Source organism: Xanthomonas sp. NCPPB 3442 (assembly GCF_056725145.1).
Genome location: NZ_CM161514.1, coordinates 285489 through 309461, shown reverse-complemented (window position 1 = coordinate 309461; position 23973 = coordinate 285489). Strand labels below are relative to the sequence as shown.

Annotated in this window: 23 protein-coding genes and 1 pseudogene; 13 read left to right on the top strand and 11 right to left on the bottom strand. The window is 66.0% G+C overall.

The genetic code is table 11. From position 1 onward, the window contains the following. Positions 1 to 13 precede the first annotated feature (13 nt). From AC1POX_RS01340 to xopE, 3 genes and pseudogenes are all read left to right on the top strand, one after another. A pseudogene (locus AC1POX_RS01340) lies at positions 14 to 985 on the top strand (aldo/keto reductase). A 133-nt stretch (positions 986 to 1118) separates the two neighbouring features. Next, positions 1119 to 2147 (top strand): NADP-dependent oxidoreductase, encoded by a 1029-nt coding sequence (locus AC1POX_RS01335; protein WP_122273426.1) that lies wholly within the window; start codon positions 1119 to 1121, stop codon positions 2145 to 2147. A gap of 178 nt (positions 2148 to 2325) precedes the next feature. Further along, complete coding sequence (gene xopE, locus AC1POX_RS01330) at positions 2326 to 3528, top strand: XopE/AvrPphe family type III secretion system effector (protein WP_372356656.1); 1203 nt, start codon at positions 2326 to 2328, stop codon at positions 3526 to 3528. Positions 3529 to 3837: 309 nt separating this feature from the next. On the opposite strand, the gene AC1POX_RS01325 is transcribed toward xopE, so the two are convergent. Further along, positions 3838 to 4254, bottom strand: a complete 417-nt coding sequence (locus AC1POX_RS01325) for a hypothetical protein (RefSeq protein ID WP_014089047.1) — start codon at positions 4252 to 4254, stop codon at positions 3838 to 3840. Between the two features lie 218 nt (positions 4255 to 4472). Between AC1POX_RS01325 and AC1POX_RS01320 the strand changes: the two genes are divergently transcribed. Continuing rightward, positions 4473 to 5276, top strand: coding sequence for a DUF2884 family protein (locus tag AC1POX_RS01320; RefSeq protein WP_372356655.1), 804 nt, complete (start codon positions 4473 to 4475; stop codon positions 5274 to 5276). 234 nt (positions 5277 to 5510) lie between these two features. On the opposite strand, the gene AC1POX_RS01315 is transcribed toward AC1POX_RS01320, so the two are convergent. From AC1POX_RS01315 to AC1POX_RS01300, 4 genes are all read right to left on the bottom strand, one after another. After that, on the bottom strand, positions 5511 to 5939 hold the full coding sequence (locus AC1POX_RS01315; protein WP_003488682.1) for an organic hydroperoxide resistance protein: 429 nt from the start codon (positions 5937 to 5939) through the stop codon (positions 5511 to 5513). A gap of 108 nt (positions 5940 to 6047) precedes the next feature. Next, entirely contained in the window at positions 6048 to 6509 is a 462-nt protein-coding gene (locus tag AC1POX_RS01310) for a MarR family winged helix-turn-helix transcriptional regulator (RefSeq protein WP_005912321.1), read from the bottom strand. 399 nt (positions 6510 to 6908) lie between these two features. Beyond that, positions 6909 to 8003, bottom strand: coding sequence for a cell division protein ZapE (gene zapE, locus AC1POX_RS01305; protein WP_011345994.1), 1095 nt, complete (start codon positions 8001 to 8003; stop codon positions 6909 to 6911). Positions 8004 to 8084: 81 nt separating this feature from the next. After that, positions 8085 to 8747: an alpha/beta hydrolase gene (locus AC1POX_RS01300; RefSeq protein ID WP_014089045.1), complete on the bottom strand. Its 663-nt coding sequence runs from the start codon at positions 8745 to 8747 to the stop codon at positions 8085 to 8087. Between the two features lie 66 nt (positions 8748 to 8813). On the opposite strand from AC1POX_RS01300, the gene AC1POX_RS01295 reads away from it, so the two are divergent. Both AC1POX_RS01295 and xopR read left to right on the top strand, forming a co-directional pair. Further along, positions 8814 to 9689: an EamA family transporter gene (locus AC1POX_RS01295; protein WP_008572304.1), complete on the top strand. Its 876-nt coding sequence runs from the start codon at positions 8814 to 8816 to the stop codon at positions 9687 to 9689. Positions 9690 to 9785: 96 nt separating this feature from the next. After that, entirely contained in the window at positions 9786 to 11000 is a 1215-nt protein-coding gene (xopR, locus tag AC1POX_RS01290) for a type III secretion system effector protein XopR (RefSeq protein WP_074053275.1), read from the top strand. Between the two features lie 163 nt (positions 11001 to 11163). Here the strand turns inward: xopR and AC1POX_RS01285 are convergent, their stop codons facing one another. After that, a complete protein-coding gene (locus AC1POX_RS01285) occupies positions 11164 to 12489 on the bottom strand; it encodes a GTP-binding protein (protein WP_008572284.1) in 1326 nt (441 codons plus the stop codon). 52 nt (positions 12490 to 12541) lie between these two features. Here AC1POX_RS01285 and AC1POX_RS01280 point away from each other — a divergent pair, with 52 nt between their 5' ends. Then, positions 12542 to 12937 carry a MerC family mercury resistance protein gene (locus AC1POX_RS01280; protein ID WP_014089041.1) on the top strand — a complete coding sequence of 132 codons (396 nt, stop codon included), beginning with the start codon at positions 12542 to 12544 and terminating at the stop codon, positions 12935 to 12937. A gap of 293 nt (positions 12938 to 13230) precedes the next feature. Here AC1POX_RS01280 and AC1POX_RS01275 read toward each other — a convergent pair whose 3' ends face one another. Next, positions 13231 to 14949, bottom strand: coding sequence for an ExeM/NucH family extracellular endonuclease (locus tag AC1POX_RS01275; protein ID WP_071117906.1), 1719 nt, complete (start codon positions 14947 to 14949; stop codon positions 13231 to 13233). Positions 14950 to 15225: 276 nt separating this feature from the next. Then, positions 15226 to 15744: a c-type cytochrome gene (locus tag AC1POX_RS01270; protein WP_008572280.1), complete on the bottom strand. Its 519-nt coding sequence runs from the start codon at positions 15742 to 15744 to the stop codon at positions 15226 to 15228. A gap of 282 nt (positions 15745 to 16026) precedes the next feature. Here AC1POX_RS01270 and AC1POX_RS01265 point away from each other — a divergent pair, with 282 nt between their 5' ends. From AC1POX_RS01265 to AC1POX_RS01250, 4 genes are all read left to right on the top strand, one after another. Then, entirely contained in the window at positions 16027 to 16671 is a 645-nt protein-coding gene (locus AC1POX_RS01265; protein ID WP_008572279.1) for a DUF4198 domain-containing protein, read from the top strand. A gap of 181 nt (positions 16672 to 16852) precedes the next feature. Continuing rightward, the gene (locus AC1POX_RS01260; protein WP_008572273.1) at positions 16853 to 17164 is read left to right on the top strand and encodes a DUF3649 domain-containing protein; all 312 of its coding nucleotides are present in this window, start codon (positions 16853 to 16855) and stop codon (positions 17162 to 17164) included. Continuing rightward, a complete protein-coding gene (locus tag AC1POX_RS01255; protein ID WP_008572272.1) occupies positions 17161 to 18780 on the top strand; it encodes a PepSY-associated TM helix domain-containing protein in 1620 nt (539 codons plus the stop codon). The genes AC1POX_RS01260 and AC1POX_RS01255 overlap by 4 nt, the downstream gene beginning before the upstream one ends. Beyond that, positions 18777 to 19112 (top strand): DUF3325 domain-containing protein, encoded by a 336-nt coding sequence (locus AC1POX_RS01250; protein WP_014089036.1) that lies wholly within the window; start codon positions 18777 to 18779, stop codon positions 19110 to 19112. Before AC1POX_RS01255 ends, AC1POX_RS01250 begins: the two co-directional genes overlap by 4 nt. Before the next feature lie 106 nt (positions 19113 to 19218). Here AC1POX_RS01250 and AC1POX_RS01245 read toward each other — a convergent pair whose 3' ends face one another. The 3 genes from AC1POX_RS01245 to AC1POX_RS01235 form a co-directional block, all read right to left on the bottom strand. Next, positions 19219 to 19743: an RES family NAD+ phosphorylase gene (locus AC1POX_RS01245; protein ID WP_008572268.1), complete on the bottom strand. Its 525-nt coding sequence runs from the start codon at positions 19741 to 19743 to the stop codon at positions 19219 to 19221. Next, complete coding sequence (locus AC1POX_RS01240; RefSeq protein WP_372356654.1) at positions 19740 to 20114, bottom strand: DNA-binding protein; 375 nt, start codon at positions 20112 to 20114, stop codon at positions 19740 to 19742. The genes AC1POX_RS01245 and AC1POX_RS01240 overlap by 4 nt, the downstream gene beginning before the upstream one ends. An 86-nt stretch (positions 20115 to 20200) precedes the next feature. Next, complete coding sequence (locus AC1POX_RS01235; RefSeq protein ID WP_014089035.1) at positions 20201 to 20821, bottom strand: TetR/AcrR family transcriptional regulator; 621 nt, start codon at positions 20819 to 20821, stop codon at positions 20201 to 20203. Positions 20822 to 20949: 128 nt separating this feature from the next. On the opposite strand from AC1POX_RS01235, the gene AC1POX_RS01230 reads away from it, so the two are divergent. Next, complete coding sequence (locus AC1POX_RS01230) at positions 20950 to 22113, top strand: isovaleryl-CoA dehydrogenase (protein WP_033837229.1); 1164 nt, start codon at positions 20950 to 20952, stop codon at positions 22111 to 22113. A 10-nt stretch (positions 22114 to 22123) separates the two neighbouring features. Next, a complete protein-coding gene (locus tag AC1POX_RS01225; protein WP_029818300.1) occupies positions 22124 to 23734 on the top strand; it encodes a carboxyl transferase domain-containing protein in 1611 nt (536 codons plus the stop codon). Positions 23735 to 23973: the final 239 nt, after the last annotated feature.

Genomic DNA, 23973 nt, shown 5'->3' with positions numbered 1-23973 from the left:
AGGAGCATCCACGATGACCCAACCCCGCGCACTCGGCCGCTCCGGCCTGCAGGTTCAACCGATCGTCTTCGGCGGCAATGTGTTCGGCTGGAGCGCGGACGAGGCGACCTCGTTCGCCTTGCTCGATGCATTCGTGGATGCCGGCTTCAATCTCATCGATACGGCCGATGCTTACTCCGGCTGAGTACCGGGCAATCGCGGCGGCGAATCGGAAACCATCATCGGGCGCTGGCTTGCGCGCAGCGGCAAGCGCGACAAGGTGCTGATCGCCACCAAGGTCGCCAAGTGGAGCGAGCATCCCGGCCTGTCGCCGGACAACATCGCAGCAGCAGTGGAAGATTCGCTGACGCGTCTGCAGACCGATGTGATCGATCTGTACCAGGCGCACGAAGACGACGAATCGATTCCGCTGGAAGCCACGCTGGCAGCATTCGGCCGACTGATCGAGCAAGGCAAGGTGCGTGCGATCGGCGCGTCCAACTACAGCGCTGCGCGCCTGCGCGATGCGCTGGATATTTCCGAGCAGTACAAACTGCCGCGCTACGAAAGCCTGCAGCCGGAATACAACCTGTACGACCGCGCCGGTTACGAAGCCGAACTGGAGCCCCTCGTGCGCGAACGCGGGCTGGGCGTGATCAGCTATTACTCGCTGGCCAGCGGCTTTCTCACCGGCAAATATCGCAGCGCCGACGACGCCGGCAAGAGCAGCGCACGCGGTGCATCGGTGGTCAAGCAGTACGTCAACCCGCGTGGCCTGCGCATCCTGCAGGCGCTGGACGATCTGGCCGTGACGCACAATGCAACGCCTGCGCAGATTGCGCTGGCCTGGCTGATCGCACGCCCCGGCCTGACCGCGCCGATCGTCAGCGCCACCAGCGTGACCCAGTTGCACGATGTGCTGGCAGCCGCACGCGTGGCGCTCAGCGCCGATCAGATCGCGCAACTGGACAGCGCCAGCGCGCCGGAGTCATCGGCACCGCGCTAGTGCATCAGGGGGCATGTCGCGTTGTGTGCCGACCATGCACCCTGCTGCGCCTGTGACAGCACTCTCCCGCGCAGCCGCACAGCGGCTGTGCTCATCCGACCGCGCACGCGCGGACTGCCTACAAGCCATTCCCATGACGTCCATCATCAACCGCCGCATCGTGCTGGCATCGCGCCCGCACGGAGAACCCAGCGCCGACAATTTCCGCATCGAAGAGGTCGCCGTCGCACCGACCGGGCACGACCAGATTCTGGTCCGCAATCGCTTCCTGTCGCTGGACCCGTATATGCGTGGCCGCATGGACGAAGGTCCCTCTTACGCCGCGCCAGTGGCCATCGATGCCGTGATGGAAGGCGGCACCGTCGGCGAAGTCATTGCGTCCAATCACGCCGACTATCAGCCTGGCGATCTGCTGGTGCTGCCCGGCGGCTGGCAGACGCATAGCCTGTTGACCCCCACGACACCCCTGCGCAAGCTGCCCAAGGACGACAGCCTGCCACTGAGCACCGCGCTCGGCGTCTATGGCATGCCCGGGTTTACCGCGTATGCGGGCCTGCATGAAATCGGCAAGCCACAGCCCGGCGAAACGCTGGTGGTCGCTGCCGCCAGCGGCCCGGTCGGCGCCACGGTGGCGCAGCTGGCACGCCTGCAGGGCCTGCGCGTGGTCGCCATTGCCGGTGGCGAAGAAAAAGTACGTTACCTGCGTGACACGCTGCAGGTGGAGGTGGCGCTGGACCACCGCGCCGACGACTTTGCAGAGCAGTTGCGCGCCGCAACGCCGGACGGCATCGACATCTATTTCGAAAACGTTGGCGGCAAGGTGTTCGATGCGGTGCTGCCGCAGCTCAACGACTTTGCACGCATCCCGGTCTGCGGCGTGATCGCGACCTACAACAGCCGCGGGCAAGCCCACCCCGGCCCGGATCGCCTGCCCGACTTCATGGGCCAGGTGCTGCGCAAACGCCTGACGGTGCGCGGCTTCATCCAGCACGATTTCATCCGCCTGATGCCTGCCTTCCTGCGCGAAATGGGCCAGTGGCTGCGCGAAGACAAAATTCAGTACCGCGAGCACGTGCTGCACGGCCTGGACAGCGCCCCGCAGGGCCTGATCGACGTGTTGCGCGGCAAGAACTTCGGCAAGGCCGTGGTCGCTCTGGACTAACGGCATTCGTCGTGCCTCTCTACACCCTTCGCGCTTGCGGTTTTCCATTCCCAAGCAACCCAATGCGCGGCGGCGCCAGCGCCAATCATTCGTGATCCCACACACGACTTCGGCGAACCAGCAACGTTCGCCGAGCACCTTGCCACACTGGGTGCGGGGTTCATGATCGGAGAGCGACATGGGACTATGCATTTCAAAGCCGGCGATGTCTGGGTCGAGCGTGGCAGCGTCACCTGAGCATCCCGAAAGCCCTGCCTCAGAGCAGGTCACCGCCCCCGCGCCTTTACCCGAGCCATCGGTGCCGCCTAGCCTGCAGGGCTTGGCGAGACTCGGTGCTGCCCGTGCGAGGCGGAGGCGCTCCGGGAAACCGACCCTGCAGCCGCACGAAGTCCAGCAGGCCGCCTACCAACTCGGAATGCGCCTCAGCGGCAGGCCCATTGAAGACGTTCGCGACCGTCAACGCCTGGCCGACGCGACGGCAACGGTGCACGAGACACGGCTGGCCTTGCATCATGGACGAGGCAATATCGAGAGCGATTTTCGGCTCAGCAATGGGCGCAGCTCCACCTGTAATTACCTGTCTTACAGTTTCCTGTCTTACTGGCCCGGGAAACATGACATCAATTTGATGGCAGGTTGCGCGCTGGCTGTCAGCGCAGGCAATTGTGACCAAAACGCAGCGATCAACACACGCCGGCATGCGGCCCGCATGGAGGGTGGCGGGCAGATAACCAACGTCTGTGACGAAGCGTGCGCCCACATGTACGCGCTGTACCAGCCTCCAGGCTCGGCAGAGGCCCAAGACTCGGCCGTCGTTCTCGACTCGTGGTCCGATGGTCCGGCGGTTCTACTCAGGGATTCGCGCTGGGCCGGCACATACCACCGCACATCCACCTATCCGATTGAGCGCTTCGACAAGCCGGGTGCAATCGATGCGCTGGCCAGGACCCGCGCATTGCAAGCCGAAATCGAGGATCCGCAAACCGAGTTCCATGCACATCTGCGCGGCGTAGAGAGCGTCGTTCGCACCCCGCCCGTACCTCGCAAGATCTATGCCTCAACTCCGGTCATCGCCCCCGACCTGGTCCAAAGTACGCGCCAGAGGCTGCAAGAGTTATCGCCGCGGACGCGTAAGGCGCTGGCCGCCGATGCGGCGCGGCAAGCCTACGGACTGGATGACGCACAGCCCATCTCGCCGCGCACGACGACAGCGATCCTGAAAGATGCAGCGCGCCTGGATGCCTTGGGTCGCCCGCCCTTGAGTTGGGCGCCAACTTCTCACACACGGCTGAAGCGTTTTGTCACCAATGCCCGAACCAATGCAAGGCAGGCTTTCTGGTATCGACGCGGGTGGCGCCCGCCTGTCACGGTGGCGAGATGAACGCCCCTTCGATCAGGCGAACAGCTGCCTGATCGTTCAGCGGTACCCCGTCATCGGCCTGATGGGCTGATGGCGGCCCGCCGAACACCTTTGCTGCGCAATACGTTGTTGGTAGACGGTGGAATTCAGCTGCGCGGCACCGGCAGCCTGTGCGCAAGACCGTGTCGTGATGCACGGCCCGTGCAGAAACCTCGGGTTGAAGATGATCCGGTAATGCTGCCGGGTGAGATGCGCCTTTGAACGGACGCGCAAGCGTCAGCTGTTAGCCACGTGCACGACACATAACCGCGAGGTGCGGCCCGATCGCCGCTAGTTCAACGGCCCGATTGCCATCGCCTGGCGGTCGATGCGGTGCTTTTCGGCAAGCGCCTGCATGCCTTGCAGGGTCGAGGCGATCAGGCTCGCGTAACGCAATCGCCACAGGGTGGCGCGGTCGTTGTCGTCGCGCGTGCTGCCCAGGCCGTCGAGCACCTGCGGCAGACGGCGGTCGGCAAGCGCCGACGCGGCCAGGTAGGGCTTTGCGGGAGCGATGACATCCACCGGCTCGCGCCAGTCGTTGGCCACCTGCCGGGCGATGCCGGCCAGATGCGAAAGCTGGTGCATGCCGATCAGCGTCTCGTGCAGCATTTCGCGGCATGCCCATTGCCACAGCGCCACCTTTTCCGACGGGTCCTGGGCAATCTCGGTAAGCGCCAGGTCTACCTTTTCGATGCGTGGGTCGAGCATTGCGTGGCTCCGATGCTGCTGTGCAACATAATTCACACCATCAGCCGTGAGAATCAAGTGAGCGCGTCGTTTGAATGCCGTCAGTGCGCCGATGCTCGACCGGGTTCACGCTTCGCTGCAACCGCCTGTCGACGCGCACCGGCGGCACCCTGACTTCCTTCCCATGGCGGCGCCCTGCACCGTGCGCAATGCTGAAGGCCCGATTCCAAGGTCACCGCATGCGCAGCACCGTGTTTTTCGCACCGTTGTGGCTGCTGGTGGCCTGCGCCGCACAGGCCCAGACCGCAGCGCCGCGGCTGTCCTCGCAGCAATGCACGGTCAGCACCTCCTACGACGTGCTCGCAGGTACCGGCGGTATCTGGCTGCGCCGCAAACAGGGCCTGCCGCGCGAGATCTTTTTCCACGGTGGCGAGCTCAACGTGGACCGCCAACCACAGCCGGTCAGCGCCGCCGACGCGCAACGCCTGCGCGAGCTGGAGCAAGGCACGCGCGCGTTGATGCCGGCGGTGGCGTCGGTTGCCCAGTCGGTGGTTGACATCACGTTCGATGCGCTCAATGGCGTGGTGCACGTGCTGTCCGGCAGCGCGCGCCAGCAGCGCAAGGTCGAGCAATTGCGCACGGCAGCACGGGCGCAGGTGGCGGACACCCTCGGACGCGGACGATGGGAGCAAGCCATATTCGACGAGCGCTTCGAGGCCAAGGTCGAACATGCGGCCGAAGCGCTGGCCGGCAGCCTCACCCGCAGCATGATGTGGACGGTGATGAGCGGACGCGCTGCGCAGTTGGAGCGCCGCGGCGAGCAATTGGATGCTCAGATGCAGCGGCAGATGCAGGGCCGCAGCGACGCGCTCCAAGCGCAGGCCCGCACCCTGTGCGTGCGGGCGCAAGCGCTCTACGCCGTGCAGCAAGCGCTGGAGTACCGCTTCAACGGCGAGCGCCTGCAGATGCTGGAACTCAACGCGCACCCGCAGCCGGCGGATGTCGTGGCCTCCACTGGCGTGGCGGCTGCGGCGAGGCGCTAAGCAGCGTATCGCCTTGCGCACGTCTGCTCGATGCGCTTGCCGTGCGTCACGGTGCGTACGCCGCGCGGCGCATGCCATGACAGGCGACGCCGAAGTGCCCGCTGGCGCGTCATCGCCGGGCAACGCGTGCGCGAACCTGCAATCTTCTCAAGCCACAACGCACAACGGCCCGACGCATGCGCCGGGCCGTCGTTGAAACCGTGACACGCACTGCGCATCGCGGCCTGGCCTGCATTACGCCAGGGTCAGGGTGACGTCGATATTGCCGCGGGTCGCATTGGAGTACGGGCAGACCTGATGGGCCTTGTCGACCAGCGTCTGCAGTTCGGCCTTGTCCATGCCCGGCACGGCGATACGCAGTTCCACGACGATGCCGAAGCCGCCCGGGATCTGGCCGATGCCCACGCTGCTGTCGATGCTCACTTCGCCCGGCAGCTTGAGCTTGTCCTGTGCGGCCACGGCCTTCATCGCACCGATGAAACAGGCAGCGTAACCGGCTGCGAACAGCTGCTCAGGATTGGTACCGTCGCCGCCGGCGCCGCCGAGCTCGCGCGGGGTGGACAACTTGGCGTCCAGCGCCTTGTCCGAGGACACGGCACGGCCTTCGCGGCCGCCGGTGGCAGTGGCGTGGGCGGTGTAGAGGACTTTTTCAGGTGAGGCCATGGTGGTTCTCCAGGGTGAGCGCGAGGGGCGCATGAGGGTTCAATAGGTTCAATAGTTGACGATTGAATCGTGTACGACGCGTTGCAAAACAGTGCACATGCCGGAAGCTCACCCGGCGCCAAGGCTGGAGCGTAGCTTCTCCAGTTCCTGCTTGAGTTGACGCAGTTCGTCCAACGAACAGGCCGACGCACAAAACACCTGCTCCGGTACCGCGCCCGCCTTGCTGCGCAACGCACGGCCGGTCTCGGTCAACGCGATGATGACCTGGCGCTCGTCGTTGGCCGCACGCGTGCGGGTCACCAACCCGGCCGCCTGCAGGCGCTTGAGCAACGGCGTCAGCGTGGCCGAATCCAGGTACAGGCGCTCGCCGATCTCCGACACGCTGCGTTCGTCGGTCTCCCACAGCACCAGCATGACCAGGTACTGCGGGTAGGTCAGGTCCAGCGCCTTCAGCAAGCCGCGGTAGAGCTTGTGCATCGCCAGGTTGGCCGAATACAACGCAAAGCACAGCTGGTTGTCGAGCTGCAGCAGCGCATCGGTGCGGGCAGTGGTGGCCGTGGCGGTGTCCATGGGGCGCAATTTACATAGTGTACGATCTAATTGCAAGCGATTTTTTGGGATGTTCTCTGCGGCTTGGCTCCGTAGGGGACCATCGGCCATTGCGACCAGAACTTCGGACGCTGGCTGGGAGCTGGGGCCTTCGCAGTAGCGCTGCAGGATCAGGCGCTGTGGCAGGGATGCCACAGCCGCGCGTGACATGGCGGCGGCACGTATCACGATCGCCGGATGCGCACGGCATCACCTGGGGCGCCTCATCGGCTCCACGAAGGAATTGAAGGACGTACCAGCAACAACCCGACTATCGTCGTCAACCGCAGTTGAGCGGTCACGCTGCCGGCAGTGCAGTGCCACCACCGCACATGCACGGCAGTGGCAATCGCACAGGTCATCGCCTATCCGATGACCGACTCACGCGCGATGCGCCGTTGCCAGATACTCCGCGCTCTGCATTTCGATCAGGCGCGAAGCGGTGCGCTCGAATGCACCGGCCAGGCGCTGGCCGCTGTATAGGGCCGGCGGTGCGTCTTGCGCGGTACAGACCAGATTGACATGGCGGTCGTACAGCTCGTCGATCAGGTTGACGAAGCGGCGCGCGGCGTCTTCGTTCATGCGGTCGAAGTGCGGAATACCGCCCAGCAACACGGTGGTGAACTCGCGCGCAATCTCGATGTAGTCGCTGGGTCCGCGCGGGCCTTCGCACAGCGCAGCAAAATCGAACCAGGCGATGCTCTTGCCGCGTGCGCGCACCGGAATCTTGCGCGCCTCGATTTCGATATTGCCGGCACGCGCCTCGGCGTTGCCGCTCAACTCGGCCCACCGCTGCGCAAGCCAATCGTCGGCCTGCGCATCCAACGGCGCGCGATACACCGGCGAACGCGTCAGCGCGCGCATGCGGTAATCCTCGGTGCCTTCGGCGTAGAGCTCCACGCAGAACTTCTGCAGCAACCCGATCGCCGGCATGAAACTGTCGCGCTGCAAGCCGTTGGCATAGAGGTTTTCCGGCGCGGTGTTGGACGTGGTCACCAGCGTCACGCCTTCGGCGAACAGGCGTTCGAGCAAACGTGCCAGCAGCATCGCATCGCCGATATCGGTAACGAAGAATTCGTCCAGCACCAGCACGCGCAGGTTCTCGCGCCACTGCTGGGCGATGCGTGCCAGCGGATCGCTTTGCCCGGCGTGCTCGCGCAACTGCTCGTGCACGCCGCGCATGAAGCGGTGGAAGTGGGTGCGGTATTTCTGCTTGATCGGCAGGCCGTCGTAGAACAGATCGACCAGAAAGGTCTTGCCGCGCCCGACACCGCCCCAGAAGTACAAGCCGCGTACCGGCTCGGGCTTTTTCCAGAACGCCGACAGCCGGTCCAGCCAACCATCTTGCGCGCTGTCCACCAGCGCCTCGTGGATGCGGTCCAGCTCGGCCAAGGCCGCCTGCTGCGCAGGGTCGGCGCGCCAGTCGCCGCGTTGTACGCCGGCGGCGTAGCGCTGCGACGGGGTCATCTCACTCATTGCATTCTCCGCGGGCCGCCGGCTGTTGCGCGGACCGCTCAACAGCGCATCGCCTGGCGATACGCGTGGGCCGTGCCGCGGTCAGGCTGCGGCCGGCAACCAGCGCCGGACACCATGCTGGATCGCACCGCGCAGGTCGATCAATTTGCGGTGGAAGAAATGGCTGGTGTCGGGCATGCGCACCAGCTCGGGTTGCTGCTCCAGCGTTTCCAACCAGTCGTAGACCGCCTGCGGGTCGACGATCTCGTCGGCATCGCCCTGGATCACCAACCATTGCGCCGGCGGCTGGATGTCGCTGAAATCCCAGCGCCCGGCCGGCGGCGCGATCGAGATCAGCACCTGCGGTTCGAGCGAGCCGGCGGCGCGCAACGAGACATACGCGCCGAAGCTGAAACCGCCCAACCACAACGTGTGGCCTGGCCGCTGCGCACGCACCCACTCGGCAACCGCACGCAGGTCGTCCTGCTCGCCATCGCCATGGTCGAACGCGCCGGCCGAATTGCCGACGCTGCGGAAATTGAAGCGCACCACGGTGATGCCCAGCTCGCGCAGCGCGCGCGCGGCCATGGTGACGACCTTGTTGTGCATGCTGCCGCCCTCGGTGGAGAGCGGATGACAGAAGATGGCGGTGACCGCGTGTGCGGCAACATCCGGCTCGGGCAGATCGACTGCGACATCCAGCGGGCCGACCGGCCCGTCCAAGGTCAACGCAGCCGATTCGGTGGGGAATGAGGGATTGGACATGCCTGCATAATAGCCGCCCCGCCGGCCGCGTTCATCGCCCTGCCTGCACACTTCGTTGCGTTGCCCATGCATTTTCTGCTGTTTGCCGTTGTCTGCAGTGTCCTGGTGTCGGTGCTGTTGAAGCTTGCGCCACGCCACCGGATCGACGTGTTTCAGGCCATTACCTGGAACTACGCCACCGCTGCACTCCTGGCCTGGCTGATCCTGCATCCGGCGCTGGACACGCTAAGCGCCACGACCACTCCCTGGTTGGCGTTGCTGCTGTTGGCCGTGGCGCTGCCCTCCATCTTCCTGGTGCTGGCGCGGTCGGTCGCGGTGGCCGGCGTCGTGCGCACCGATGTCGCGCAACGCTTGTCGCTGGTGCTCTCGTTGGCCGCCGCCTTCACCGTTTTCGGCGAACCGGTCAATGGCTGGAAACTGGCAGGGCTTGCGCTGGGCATGGCGGCCATCGTGTGCATCGTGCGACGCCCCCGTCAGCACCTAGCGACCGATCCGCTGCCGAGCACAACCGGCCTGCCCTGGCTGATTGGCGTCTGGATGGGCTTTGCGCTCATCGACCTGCTGCTCAAGCACATCGCGCAGGCCGGGACACCATCGCTGACCTCGTTGACCTTGTGCTTTGCGCTGGCCTTCTTGCTGATGCTTGGCGTGCAGAGCGTGCGTTGGGCACGTGGCGCACGCCTGAGCACCCGCAGCATGCTTGCCGGCGTGCTGTTGGGTGCGCTCAATTTCGGCAACATCCTGTGTTACGTACGTGCCCACCAGCTGCTGCCGCACAGCCCGGCGACCGTGTTTGCCAGCATGAATCTGGGTGTGGTCGTGCTGGGGGCACTGGTGGGCACATTGGGATTTGCCGAACGCCTGGGCCTGCGCGGCTGGTTGGGGCTGGCACTGGCCGCACCGGCCATCGCGGCGATCGCCTGGGGAATACGTCTGGGTTGACGCCCGCTTTCGGCCTGCGCGACGTCGGTTCGCCATCCGCCTTCCGCGCCGGTTGGCGGTCGCTAGCATGAGCGTGCATTCCCGCGGGAGTTTGTGATGCGCCTGACTTCGTTCTTTCGCAGCACTCATCCGGTTGCCCCGGAGCCGTTCAATCCGGCAGCCACCGATACGGCAGCGACAGCAGGTGCGACGCCGTCGCCGCACCTGCTGTCTCACGCGCCCAAGGCCGGCACCGCGCAGGGCGCGGCCAAATCGCGGCAAGGCATGCTGGCTTCGGCACGCAAGTCGCTGGCCATGCTACGCAAACAGCTGCCGTCGATGTGCATGGGAGCGCCAGCCACGAAAACGGCGCAGAGCCAGCCTACGCTGGCCACATCGGCACCGAACGCTGCCAGGCAAGGCACGCACCCGCGTCCACCGGCACTGCAGGCTGGCGTCGATGCGCGATGGAAGGCGCCCGAGGCGATGCCTCAGCCGCGCAATCGTGCGCCGATATACACAGCAGCGCCACCGCAGCAACCGCCGTCGCCGCCACGCGCGTCAGAACGCTTTCAGCAACGTCAACGCGCTCCCGAGCAACAGCGGCAGCAGCAGGTTCCAAACGTGGCCAGGCGCGAACCGCTACGGCCGCCGCAGCAGCCGACGTTCCCCGTGCGGCCAGCACCGGCTGCTTCCCCGAAAGCGGCGACACCGGCTCCGCCCTCGCCGTCCAGGCGGCTACGCCCGGTGCGCAACATGAATCTGGAATTGGCCGCGCTCAACGAGCAGTGCCATCACATCGGCCGGCGCCTCTACAAGGAGCGCCGGGCGCCTAGCCCGCAGGAAAGGTCGGTGTTCGAGATGCGCGCGGCCCTGATCGCCGAGCGCGACGCCGTGCGCGATCGGCAGCTCGATGGGATGTTGGCGGCGCTGGCGCCATTGGAGAAGATCGCTGCGCCGAGGACCACCAGCAGTCGGCTGGCCATGGTCCAATATGACGTGATGCAGTCCAATCGCCGTGCGTTGCTTGCGGTCCGCGAAAATATCGACATGACCAAGATGGCACGGTATTACACGCGCGCGCAGCGGCGCCTGCAATCCTTGAAGGAGAGCGATGCTCCGCCCGACAAGATCCGACGCCTGGAACGCATGATGCAGGGCTATACCAACGTGCTGGCGCTGGAAGACATGGTCAAGCGCACCGACGACCAGTTGCATCGGATGGGTGCGCCACGCTTGATGGACAGCATCCCCACCACGCCGCAGGAGCGTGCGCTGTCCGAGCAGAACGAACGCGACGACCATCAGGAGGCGATCAACAACGGCTATTGAGCGCGTCGTCGTTGCGCGCAAAGCGTCCGCGGACCGCCAGCGCCCACGCACGCCCTGGCGTCAGCCACGACACAGCGTGCCGTTGACCAAAACTGCGATCTCGCCAGTGCAATGGGACTGGCGATGTCCGCGGCTCGCCTGTCGGGCGGCAGCAGTGCTGCCTTCAACGCGCCCAGTGCGGAAATGGGTCGTCCAGCAGTTGCCATTGCGCCGGCCCCTGCCGTAGTTCCTGGTCGCTGAGCAGGCACGCGTCCAGCGCGGCGCGTGTGCGCGGTGCATCCATGTCCACGCCGATCACCGCCAGCTCCTGGCGGCGGTCGCCCCAGAGCGGATGCCACAACCGCTGCATCGCGGCGTATTCGTTGGCATCGCCCACCTCGTGCGGTTGCGGCAGTGGCGCGGTCCAGCACTGCGTCTGTTGCCGCTGCCAGCCGATATCGGTGTATGGCAGTGGCGTGACGCTGGTCTGCAGCGGCTGGCCGACCGACTGCGCATCCACACGGTGGCGCGCAGCGAACCAGAACCCGGCCGCGCTGGTCTGGGTGGCACCGCCCACGCTGGACAGTTCGCCCACCCAATCCATGCGACTGGCCAGCCAGAAGAAGCCCTTGCTGCGGATCACCTGCGGCAAGCCGCTGTGCACCATGCGCGCGAAGCGCTGCGGATGGAATGGCCGGCGTGCGCGGTACACGAAGCTGCTGATGCCGTATTCCTCGGTCTCGGGCGTGTGCTGGCCGCGCAGCTCCTGCATCCAGCCCGGCGCCAGCTGCGCACGGGTGAAATCGAAACGCCCGGTGTCCAGCAGCTGCTGCAGCGGCACTTCGCCGTGCGCGGCATCCACAATTGCCGCGTCGCGGTTGAGCGCGCGCAACACGGCGCGAAGGCGTTGCAGCTGCTGCGCGTCGATGCGGTCGCACTTGCTGATCACCAGCACATCGGCGAACTCCACCTGTTCGCCCAGCAACTGCACCAGCCCGCGCGTGTCGTCCGGGCCGGCTTGCTGGCCCAGGTCGGCCAGCGTGGCAGCCGAGCCGAAGTCTTCCAGGAAATGGCTGCCGTCCACCACCGTCACCATGGTGTCCAGCCGGGCGATGTCCGAGAGGCTGAAACCATCGGCATCGCGCACCGCGAAGGTGGCTGCCACCGGCATCGGCTCAGCAATACCGGTCGATTCGATCAGCAGATAGTCGTAGCGACCCTGCTCGGCCAGCCGCCGCACTTCCTGCAGCAGATCGTCGCGCAGCGTGCAGCAGATGCAGCCGTTACTGAATTCCACCAGCGTCTCTTCGGTGCGCCGCAACGCCGCGCCGCCCTCGCGAACCAGCTGCGCGTCGATGTTGACCTCGCTCATGTCGTTGACGATGACCGCCACCCGCAAGCCGTCGCGGTTGTGCAGGATGCGGTTGAGCAAGGTGGTCTTGCCCGCACCCAGAAAGCCGGACAACACGGTGACGGGAAGGCGCGCATCGCGCTGGGGGGACAGAGACATCCTGAGAACCTGGCGGGAAAGAAGTGTTACTATATAACACTTACTGGACCGGATGCTTCTGATGCGCGCCACCGCCTCCCTGCTGGACAGCTCGGCCATCGCCTTGTCCGGGTTATGCCTGTTGCATTGCCTCGCCCTGCCGCTGCTGGCCGCCACGCTCCCGCTACTGGGCGCCTGGAGCCGGGCCGAGTGGATACATGTGATGTTCGCCACGGCGGCGGTGCCGCTGAGCGGCTACGCGCTGTGGAGCACGCATCGCCGGCACGCCCTGCCGGCGCCGGTCTGGGTGCTGGCGCTGTGCGGACTGGCCGGGCTGGTGATTGGAGCGAGCGGTCTGGTCGGCGATGCGCTGGAAACACCGGTCACGGTCGCCGGCAGCCTGCTGCTGGCCAGCACGCATCTGCTCAATCTGCGGCTGCGTCGCCGACATGGGACATGCGCGAACTAGCGACCGATCGGCGTACGGCACCATCGCCAGAGCGGTCGCCAGGCGGGAAGGGAGGTGGGGCACGCATCGGTGGTCGATGCGCGCCCTGCTGGGCTCGACCACCTCAACGCATGCCGCGCGTCGGCGTCGGCGTCAGTGCTGCCGCCGTGATCACCTTCGCGTCATCGTCCGCCGCGTCCGCTTGGCTTGACGACGGCCTACGCAATCCTCGATGACCGCCCGGTTTGCAGCAGCACGCGCGTACCCAATTCGCCTTGGCACGCGTGCAGCGTGCACAGCCACGATCGGCAGCGCTACAACGAAAAACCCAGCAACACCGGGTCGTGATCGGAGCTGCGCCACGGCCCGGGCAGGTTGCGCTTGGCGTAGCCGGCGTCGTCCATGACATCGGCATTGATATGCCATTCGGCCGCGCCACGCAGCTGCTTGGCCATCGCCGGGCTGAGCAACGCATGGTCCAGGCGCCCGCTCAGGCCGTCGTAAACGTAGCTGTAGGGCTGCTTCACACCGGCCACTGCAAACGCGTCCTGCCAGCCGCTGGCGCGCAGGCTGCGCATCGGCATTTCCATCGCATAGGCATTGAAGTCGCCCAGCAGCACGGCGAGCTTGGTCTGCGCGCCAGTGGGGTCGGTCTGCAACCACTGGTGCAACCGCTTGGCCGATTCGGTCCGGGTGGCATTCCAGCAGGCCTGGCCGTCCTGCTGATCGGCGTCGGCACCGCTGGCGTTGCCGCAGCCTTTGGACTTGAAGTGATTGGCGACCACCACGAAGGTGGCTCCGCGCGCACTGCGAAACGCCTGCGCCAGCGGCACGCGACTGTGGTTCTCGAACGGCCCGCCGGTCAGCGTGGCCGGCTCGCCGACCGGGGTGACCTGCGAGCTGCGATAGAGGATGCCGACCCGGATCGCATCGTCGCCCGGGCCGCTGCCGGTATCGACGAACTGCCAATCCTTGTCCTTGCCGGCAGCGTTGAGCGCGGCCACCAATTGCGATACCGCCGCATCGGCGCCGTTGCCGTCGTTTTCCACTTCCATCAACGCAGCCACGTCGGCGTCCAATGGCACGATGGTGGCGACCAGCTTGGCCAGCTGCGCCTGGAACTGTTCGTGCGTGCGTGCGCCACGCTTGGTCGGGAAGCCACCGCCACGGCCATTGCCGTTGAAGAAATTCTCCAGGTTGAACGAGGCAATACGCAGATCGCCGCCCACCTGCGGCGCAACGGCTGTGGGCATCGCCGGCAAGGTCAGTGGGCTCAGCACCTGGATGCGATAGTTGCCGTCGTAGCGTTGATCGACGATGCCATCGACCGATTTGAGCAGGCTGCCGCTGCGCAACACCGGATCGGCCGGCAGATACGACACCGTCTTGGGGCTGCGGCCGTTGCGCGCATCGTCCAGCAACACGCGACGACGTGCGTTATCGGCCTGCACCTGCGCGAACGCCGGCGTGCCGGCAGCGGCGACCTCGCTCGGCTGCCACAGGCGTCCGCCGAACGCGGCGACCAGCTCGCCGTACGTATCCAGGCGGTCGCTGCCATTGAGCGTGAGCGAGGCGATGCGCACGTGCTCGCCTTCAAGCGCTTCCCAGTTGGCCGGCGGGCCGCTGAGCATGCGCACCGGCACCGGCTGGCCACTGGCAAGCCGCTCGATGCTGCTGGCGTCCACGGTGGTCAGGCTCGCCTCGCCACCTGCCGAAACCTCGCGCACGGTGCCGACGATGCGCACGCGGTCGCCCACCGCCAGCTCGGCATTGCCGGCCCCGGTGACGAACAGGCCATGCGAGCGCCGCGGTTCGAACCCGGGCTGCTGCACGAACAGGCCGGCCAGCCCCGCGCGCGTATCGGCGGTGACGATTGCTTCCACCTCCACCACGCGACCGTCGTACGGGCTGCGGCTGTCTTCGCCCTGCACGTCGGCAATCGAGAGCCGCTGCGCGGCACCATCGGCGGCGCTGCACAGCAACGGGGCCAACAGACCAACCAAACCGAGCACAACCAGCGGGCGAGGCGACATCGAACGACTCCAGTGAGTGGATCAAACGCAAACGCCGCCCGGAAAGGCGGCGCGTGATAACGAAAAAGCGCGGAAACAGGCTAGCAAACGATGGTCAATGACCGCCAGGCACGGACGCTGCGCAACCGTGATGCGGCTAACGCGTGCACTGATGCAGTGCTGCAGCGCCTAGGTCACCTCTGCACGCGAGGCGTTCGATCGGGCGCGCAACACAGCCAATGCGCGGTACCAGGAGGGAATCGCAGACCCATCCTCCTCCGCCGACTTGCCGAGCCCTTACTTGAGGTTGCCCAGCATCCAATCGACAGTGGCGCGCACCTGCTCTTCGGTCAGCGCCGGGTTGCCGCCCTTGGGAGGCATGATGCCGCCATCCGGACCGGTGTAGCCCTCGATCGCGTGCTTGTACAAGGTGTCCTTGCCCTGTGCGATGCGTGCATCCCAATGCGAATGGTCCAGCGTGGGCGCCTTGCCGACACCGGTGGTGTGGCAGGCGGTGCACAGGTTGTTGAAGATGGTCTTGCCGTCGGTCGTACCGCCGTAAGCAGACTGCGAGGCGGCCTTGGCCAGCGCCGCGGCCTGGGCTGCGGCCTGCGCGGACGCGCCCGTGGCGCCGGCATACACCGCACCGGCAGGCGCAATGCGTTGCTGCACACGTTTTGCGGCGGTGGGCGAGACTTCGTCGGGGATAGCGCGTTGCAAATACGCTGCCAGGGCGATCAGGCCCAGGGTGATCACCACGAGTAAACCGATCACCATCGAGAATTTTTTCAGGAACTCGAGGTCGTAATTCCGCACGCGCTCACCCCTGGCTGTTGGTCGAAGACCTCTGCTAGCGCCGGAGTATAGAGCACACTTTGCGCCAGTCTGACCAGCCTGTATGACAGTTTTCGCAGCGATGGGCGCTGCGCGCCCGGTGGGCGGATGCTTCTGTCCACGGGCACGCTCGCCCCGGCTGGCCAATTGCCGCAGCGCCGCATGCCGCGCATTGGTCTCCGTTGTGGGAATTGCGTATCATTCCCAACAACCACGGTGGCGCGGTTCTCGCCTCGCCGGTCCCGTCCTTGAGGAGTCGCCGCGATGAAATCCTTCCTGCTGTCCTGCCTGGCCTTGGCCAGCATCAGCCTGTCTGCCCAGGCCCACGAAATCTGGATCGAGCGCGACGGCAGCGGCCCGGTGCGCATCTTCTTCGGCGAACCGGCGCAGGACGCGCTGGACCACGGCGAAGACGAGATCAAGCGCGTGGTCAAGCCGAACGTGTTCGGCACTGCCGGCAAGGCCGGCCCGCTGCAGCGCGGGACCGAGTTCCTGACCGCGCCGCTGGCCGGCAGCGGCGATGCGTGGTTGAGCGACGACAGCGTGTTCGAGCCGTGGAAGGGGGAAGCCGGCGGCTTCGAGACGGTGAGCTATTACGCACGCGCCGGCCGTGCCACACCGGCTGCAAAGCTCGATTTCGAGCTGGTTCCCACCGCTGCCAATCGCAATACGCTGACCGTGCTTTATCGCAACAAGCCGCTGCCCAAGGTGGAAGTGACGGTGATCGACCCGCAAAAGTGGCAGAAGACGCTGACCTCCGATGCCAAGGGCCAGGTGACGCTGCCCACGCTGCGCGCCGGCCGTCACATCCTGGTGGCCACCCACAAGGAACCGGTGAAGCGCGAGATCGCCGGCAAGCAGGTGTCGATGGTGCATCACATCAGCACGCTGACGTTCCTGGCCGAGTAAGCGTGGTCGGCACATCTCCCGCGCACTCATGGAACGGGCGCTGCCGCTGCGCGGTGGCGACGCCGGGCTTGCGCGTCCGATGCCACACGCGGGAACCACTTGCGGTTGCCGGCCCACCCGGCTGGGCAACGTTGCGTTGCGGTATGGCGGTTGCCCCACGTCCATCGCGCGCGGTGGCGTGATGTCCAGCGCCTCGCCCCTGCCGCTTGCCTGGTTCAGGCGCCCCTGGCTGGGCGTGCTTGCGCGCACGCTGGCAGCCATCTTCGGTGGCTACGCGCTGGCCAGCGCCACCAATCTGTTGCTGGCGCTGGTGCTGCCGATGCCGCGCAGTGAAGCGGTATTGACCAGCATGCTGATCGGAATCGTGGTGTGCGCGTGTGCGCCGTTGTGGGCCTTCGCCACCGCCAGCGTGTGGCGTGCCTGGGCCGGCATCGCGGTGCCGGCGGCGTTGATGTTTGCGTTGGCCACGTGGCTGCAACGGAGCGCGGCATGAAGCAGGGCTTTCGCCAATCGATGGCGTGGCTGCACACCTGGACCGGGCTGCTGGTCGGCTGGGTCTTGCTGCTGATCTTCATGGGCGGCACGGCCAGTTATTACCGCGACGAAATCAGCCGCTGGATGCGCCCGGAACTGCCCACCACCACCGTGAGCACCGCCACCGCGCTGCGCAGTGCCGAGCAGTATCTGCAGACACACGCAGCCGATGCAGTGAGCTGGAACATCACCTTGCCGGATCCGCGCACTCCGGTGGTGAGCATGTACTGGCAGAATCCCGCGCCCGCCGACGGCAAACCGGCAGAGCGCCGGCAGATGTACGGCACCGCCATCATCGACCCGGCCACCGGCAAGGACATCGCCGCACGCGACACGCTGGGCGGCGAGTTCTTCTACCGGCTGCATTTCGACCTGCATTACGTACCGGTGATGTGGGCGCGCTACATCGTGGGATTCTGCGCGATGTTCATGCTGGTGGCGATCATCAGCGGGGTGATCACGCATAAGAAAATCTTCAAGGATTTCTTCACCTTCCGCCCCGGCAAGGGGCTACGGTCGTGGCTGGATTTCCACAACGTCAGCGCGGTGACCGCGCTGCCGTACCACGCGATGATTACCTACACCGGCATCGTGACCTTGATGTTCATGTACCTGCCGTGGGGCATCAAGGCGCGCTATGCCGGCGATGAGATGCGCTTCTACGACGAGGCGGCCAACCGGGTGGCCGATACGCGCAAGGCCGCCGGTGTACCGGCGCACATGCTGCCGCTGGAGCAGTTCGTGGCACGTGCGCGCAGCGACTGGCGTGGTGGCCAGGTGAGCAATGTGGCGGTGTCACTGCCCAACGATGCGCACGCTGCCGTCGGGGTGAGCCAGTTGGCCGACAACCTTTCCACCGACGTGCCCTCCATCCTGTTCGATGCAGTGAGCGGCGAGCGCCTGCAACGCAGCGGGCCGCCGGGCGGTGCCAGCCAGACGCGCGGGGTGATGGTGGGCCTGCATCTGGCCCATTTCGCCGGGCCATGGCTGCGCGCGCTGTTTTTCGGCTCCGGCCTGCTGGGCTGCCTGATGGTGGCCAGCGGCGTGGTGATGTGGGCAGTGAAAGAACGCCCCAAGCATCTGAAAGCCGGGCGAATCGGTTTCGGACTGCGCCTGGTGGATGCACTCAATATCGGCACCGTGGCCGGTTTGCCGATCGCCTTTGCCAGCTTCTTCTGGGCCAACCGCGTGTTGCCGGTCGGCCTGGATGCGCGTGCAGCGATGGAGGCCAATGTGTTTTTTGCTGCGTGGGCCACGGCATTGCTGGCCGCATTCGTGTGGCCGCGGCGTGCGATGTGGAGCTGGCAGCTCTATCTGGGCGCGGCGTTGTTCGCGCTGGTGCCGGTGCTCAACGCGATCACCACCGATGCGCATCTGGGCGTGACGCTGCCGGCCGGGCAATGGGCACTGGCCGGTGTGGATCTGGTGTGCCTGTTCCTGGGCCTTAGCCTAGGCATTGCCGCCTTTCGCCTGCAGCGTTGGAAAGCGCCGCAGCCGGCTTCGGCACGACGCGCGCGCGCTGCGGCTGCCGCAACGCCCGTGCCGCACACCGCGCCGATCCAGGAAAGCGCATGAGCGTGTTGCTGTTGCTGGCGCTGAATTTTTCCGGCTTTGCTGCGCTATGCCTGGCGATGGACAAGCATCAACTGGAACTTCGCGGCCGCCTGCTGGGCACTGCACGGTCGCGCCAACTGCGTGTGCTGGGTTGGTTGCTGCTGTGTGTCACCTTCGCGTTGGCGGTGCATGCGCAGGGCTGGGGCATCGGCGCAGTGCTGTGGCTGGGCACGTTGACCGCCAGTGCGGCGGTGTTGTCGCTGTGGCTGCTGCCGTACCGGCGCGGCGCGATCGTGCCGGCCGCAGTGGCTGCACCGGTGCTGGCGGGTGTGGTGCAGGTGCTGAGTGGTTGAAGGTGGTTCGCGGCTGATCAGAGGTCTACTGCGTGCGTTTGCATGCCGACGCGGCGGCAACGAGCAGCATGAAGCACACGCGTGACCGGCCGACGGAATCGCCGAGCTAAACTGTCGGCGGGTCGCCCCAACTGCGGCCATCGCGCGGCAGGCGGCCATCGTCAAGCACCTGCAGCACGCGCTCGGGCTGCAGCATGTCCAGAAACAGCACCACGTTGACGCCTTCCGGCCGCGCCATGCTGGGGAAGATCGCGCCGGGAATCTCTGCTTCGCGCAACAGGTCGCCGAGCACCCAGCTCACCGGTTCGATCTTGTTGACCAGCGCCTTGCGCCAGTCGTCGGCCCAGTCGGCCCACACCGCATCCCAGCTGGCATCGAGCAGACGCAGATCGGCCAGCGCCGGAAGATCGGCGGCGTAGCTGACCAGCGTCAACGGTGGCAGGAACGGGGCGGCCTGGGCATATTCGGCCGCGGCGGTTTCCAGTTGCAGCGACAGATAGAGCGCCGGCTGGCCGAAGCGATTGAAACGCCCACCCGAGCGCGCCGCACCGGCACCGCTCAGCGGTTCGGCGGCCCAGCGCGGGGTAAAGGCGCGATAGAGCGTGCAGTGCGCCGGGGCGCTCAGCTTCAACCGGCGGCCCCTACGGCGACCGTGCGCAGATAGGTCAGCGCATCGTCGGTGCGTCCCTGCTTGACCACTTCCAGCAAGGTGGCGAACTCGAACGCGGGGATCGGCGTGTTCTTGAGGTGGAACACCACCTGGCGCTCGTCCGGTTGCACCTGCGCCATCGCCACCAGCAGCCGCGACAGATTGCGCAGCAAGTCCTGCACGCGCGGGCTTTCCGGGTGCACGCGCAGGCTGTTGCGATGCACGCCGGCCAGGTCGGCCAGTTCCTGTTGCGAAAGATCCAGCAGACCGGCCATGGCCGACGGCGACAGAATGGTTCGGTCCGGCACGCGCAGGCGTTCGGTCAAGGCCAGGGGATTGAGAACGGCGACCATCGCACGGCTCCGGCAAGGTAGGTGCACAGTATATGCACAGTCAGCTGCATCTGGGAGGCACATCCATGCGCTCGGTCAGTGCACTGTCAGCTGCGCGCTTGCGCTGCCCCCACCGCGCGCAGACAGAAGCCGCAGATCGCTTCGACCAGTTGCTCGCCCTGTTGCGGGTCGCCACGGCTGGGGGCGATTGGCCCCACCAGGGCCTCGGTAAACGCGCCAACGATGCAGGCAGCCGCGGCATCCAGCGACTGCTGCGGAAACTCCCCGGCCGCCACGCCTTCGGCAAGCAGCTGGCGAAACACCTCGCCGAACAGGCGGCGGCCGCGGATGCGCTCGGCGTCGACCTCGCTCTCCACCGGCTCGGCGATGAAGGCGTACGCCAATGCCGGGCCGGCCAGCGCCCGCCGTACGAAGGTTGCGATCGCGCTACGCAGGCGCTCGGCTGCGCTGGCCTGGGTGGCCGCAATGGCACGCAGGATGGCCATCTCGCGCTGTACCGCTTCGTTTAGAACTTCTACGAAAAGTTCAGCTTTCGACGGGAAATGTCGATAAATCTGCCCGGTCGATACGCCCGCCGCCGCGGCCACCGCGGTGACCGGTGCATTGCGGTAACCGCCTTCGGCGATCAGGACACGGGCGGCGTGCAGGATCCGTTCGCGATTGCCGGCCAGGCGTTCTTCCATCAGGGCGGAGCGTCGATAAGCCATGGTGTGATTCTTGGTTCAATAGTTGAATTTTAGTTCACTTTTTTGTTGCGGACCGCTAGTCTGGCCGCATCCGCCGCGCGGTCCGCCCGCTCCCACCCGGCACATCCCGATCCCTGTGGAGTTGTTGCATGCATGTGCCGTCCTTGAACTTCGAGCTTGGCGAAGAGATCGACCTGCTGCGCGAAAGCGTGGCCGCCTTCGCCAGCCACCATATCGCTCCGCTGGCCGCGGCAGCCGACCACGATAACGTGTTCCCCGCCCAGCTATGGCGCCTGCTCGGCGAACAAGGGCTGCTCGGTCTGACCGTAGAAGACGCGTACGGCGGCAGCGGCATGGGCTATCTGGCGCATGTGGTGGCGATGGAAGAAATCTCCCGCGCTGGCGGTGCGATCGGGCTGTCGTATGGCGCGCATTCCAATCTGTGCCTGAACCAGCTGCGCAAGAACGCCAGCCACGAGCAGAAGCAACGCTACCTGCCCAAGCTGTGCAGTGGCGAGCATGTGGGCGCGCTGGCGATGAGCGAAGCCGGCTCCGGTTCGGACGTGGTGTCGATGAAGCTGCGCGCCGATGCGCGCGGCGACCGCTTTGTGCTCAACGGCAGCAAGATGTGGATCACCAACGGCCCGGATGCCGACGTGCTGGTGGTGTACGCCAAGACCGACCCGGACGCCGGCGCGCGCGGCATCACCGCCTTTATCGTGGAGAAGGGCATGCCGGGCTTTTCCACGGCGCAGAAGCTCGACAAGCTGGGCATGCGCGGCTCCAACACCTGCGAGCTGGTGTTCACCGATTGCGAAGTACCGGCGGAAAACGTGCTGGGCACGCTCAACGGCGGCGTGCGTGTGCTGATGTCCGGGCTGGATTACGAACGCGTGGTGCTGGCCGGCGGGCCGCTCGGGCTGATGGCCGCAGCAATGGACGTGGTGCTGCCGTACGTGCACGAGCGCAAGCAGTTCGGCGAGCCGATCGGCACCTTCCAGTTGATGCAGGCCAAGCTGGCCGACATGTACGTGGGGCTCAATGCCTGCCGCGCGTATGTGTATGCAGTGGCGCGCGCCTGCGATGCCGGGCGTACCACCCGCCAGGACGCAGCCGGCGCCATCCTGTATGCCGCCGAGAAGGCAACCTGGCTGACCGGCCAGGCCATCCAGGTGCTGGGTGGCAATGGCTATATCAACGAGTACCCCACCGGACGCCTGTGGCGCGATGCCAAGTTGTACGAGATTGGCGCGGGCACCTCGGAAATCCGGCGCATGCTGATCGGCCGCGAGTTGTTCGAACGCACCGCCTGACGGAGCCACCATGAGCGTGATCGATAGCCAGCTGCAGGTCAGCGGCGAGAGTTTCCAACACAACGCCGCCGCGATGCGCGCGGTGATCGACGACCTGCGCCACACCCTCGCCCGGACCGCGCGTGGCGGCAGCGACGCCGCACGCGCCAAGCACACCGCACGCGGCAAGCTGCTGGCGCGCGAGCGCATCGATGCCTTGCTGGATCCGGGCAGCCCATTGCTGGAACTCGCCCCCCTGGCCGCCCATGGCATGTACGACGACCAGGTCCCGTGCGCGGGCGTGGTGGCCGGCATTGGCCGCGTGTCCGGCGTGGAATGCGTGATCGTGGCCAACGACGCCACCGTCAAGGGCGGCACCTATTACCCGATGACGGTGAAAAAGCACTTGCGTGCGCAGGAGATCGCGCAGCAAAACCGGTTGCCGTGCATCTATCTGGTCGATTCCGGCGGCGCATTCCTGCCGTTGCAGGACGAAGTGTTTCCGGACCGCGACCACTTCGGGCGCATCTTCTACAACCAGGCCAACCTGTCGGCCAACGGCATCCCGCAGATTGCCTGCGTAATGGGCTCGTGCACCGCTGGCGGCGCCTATGTGCCGGCAATGAGCGATGAAACGGTGATCGTGCGCGAGCAAGGCACCATCTTCCTGGGTGGCCCGCCGCTGGTGAAGGCCGCCACCGGCGAAGAAGTCAGTGCCGAAGACCTGGGCGGCGCCGATGTGCATACGCGCATCTCCGGCGTGGCCGATCACTTTGCCGACAACGATCTGCAGGCGCTGGCGCGCGTGCGCGCCATCATCGCGCAGCTCAACTGGCGCAAACCTGCCGCATCGCTGGCGCTGCAGGCACCGTTGCCGCCACGCTATGCCGCCGACGAACTATATGGCGTGATTCCTGCAGATACCCGCAAGCCGTTCGATGTGCGCGAAGTGATCGCGCGCATCGTCGACGATTCGCGCCTGGATGAATTCAAACCGCGCTATGGCAGCACGCTGGTGACAGGGTTTGCGCATCTGCATGGCTACCCGGTCGGCATCATTGCCAACAACGGCATCCTGTTTTCCGAGTCCGCGCTCAAGGGCGCGCACTTCATCGAGCTGTGCACGCAGCGCGGCATTCCGCTGGTCTTCCTGCAGAACATCACCGGCTTCATGGTCGGGCGCAAATACGAACATGGCGGCATCGCCAAGGACGGCGCCAAGCTGGTGATGGCGGTGGCCTGCGCCAAGGTGCCCAAGTTCACCGTGGTGATCGGCGGCTCGTTCGGTGCGGGCAACTATGGCATGTGTGGGCGCGCGTATTCGCCGAACTTCCTGTGGATGTGGCCGAATGCGCGCATCGGCGTGATGGGTGGCGAGCAGGCGGCCAGCGTGCTGGCCACGGTGCGTCGCGACGGTATCGAGGCCAAGGGCGGTGCATGGTCGGGCGAAGACGAGGATGCGTTCAAGGCGCCGATCCGCGCCCAGTTCGAGCAGCAAGGCCATCCGTATTACGCCAGTGCTCGGCTCTGGGACGATGGCATCATCGATCCGGCCGATACGCGCCGCGTGCTGGGCCTGGGATTGTCGGCGGCCTTGAACGCGCCGATCGAACCCACGCGCTTTGGCGTATTTCGTATGTGAGTGAGGGGGAGCATTGCAGCCGCGGTTCTGCGTGCTGCGGCACCCGATGCTGGTGTGCAGGCTGGGAGTGAGGTTGTGTGTATGCGTGCCGGCAATCGTCGGCGTTTGCGCAGGTGGCTTGCAGCAACACAGCGCCGTGTGACAACAAACCTGCTTGCGCTCGATGCCGGTGTGCAACAGGCAAGCCGTTTATCTTCGTAAGACGACCCGCCGCTACGGCGACGTGCAGAGACTGATCC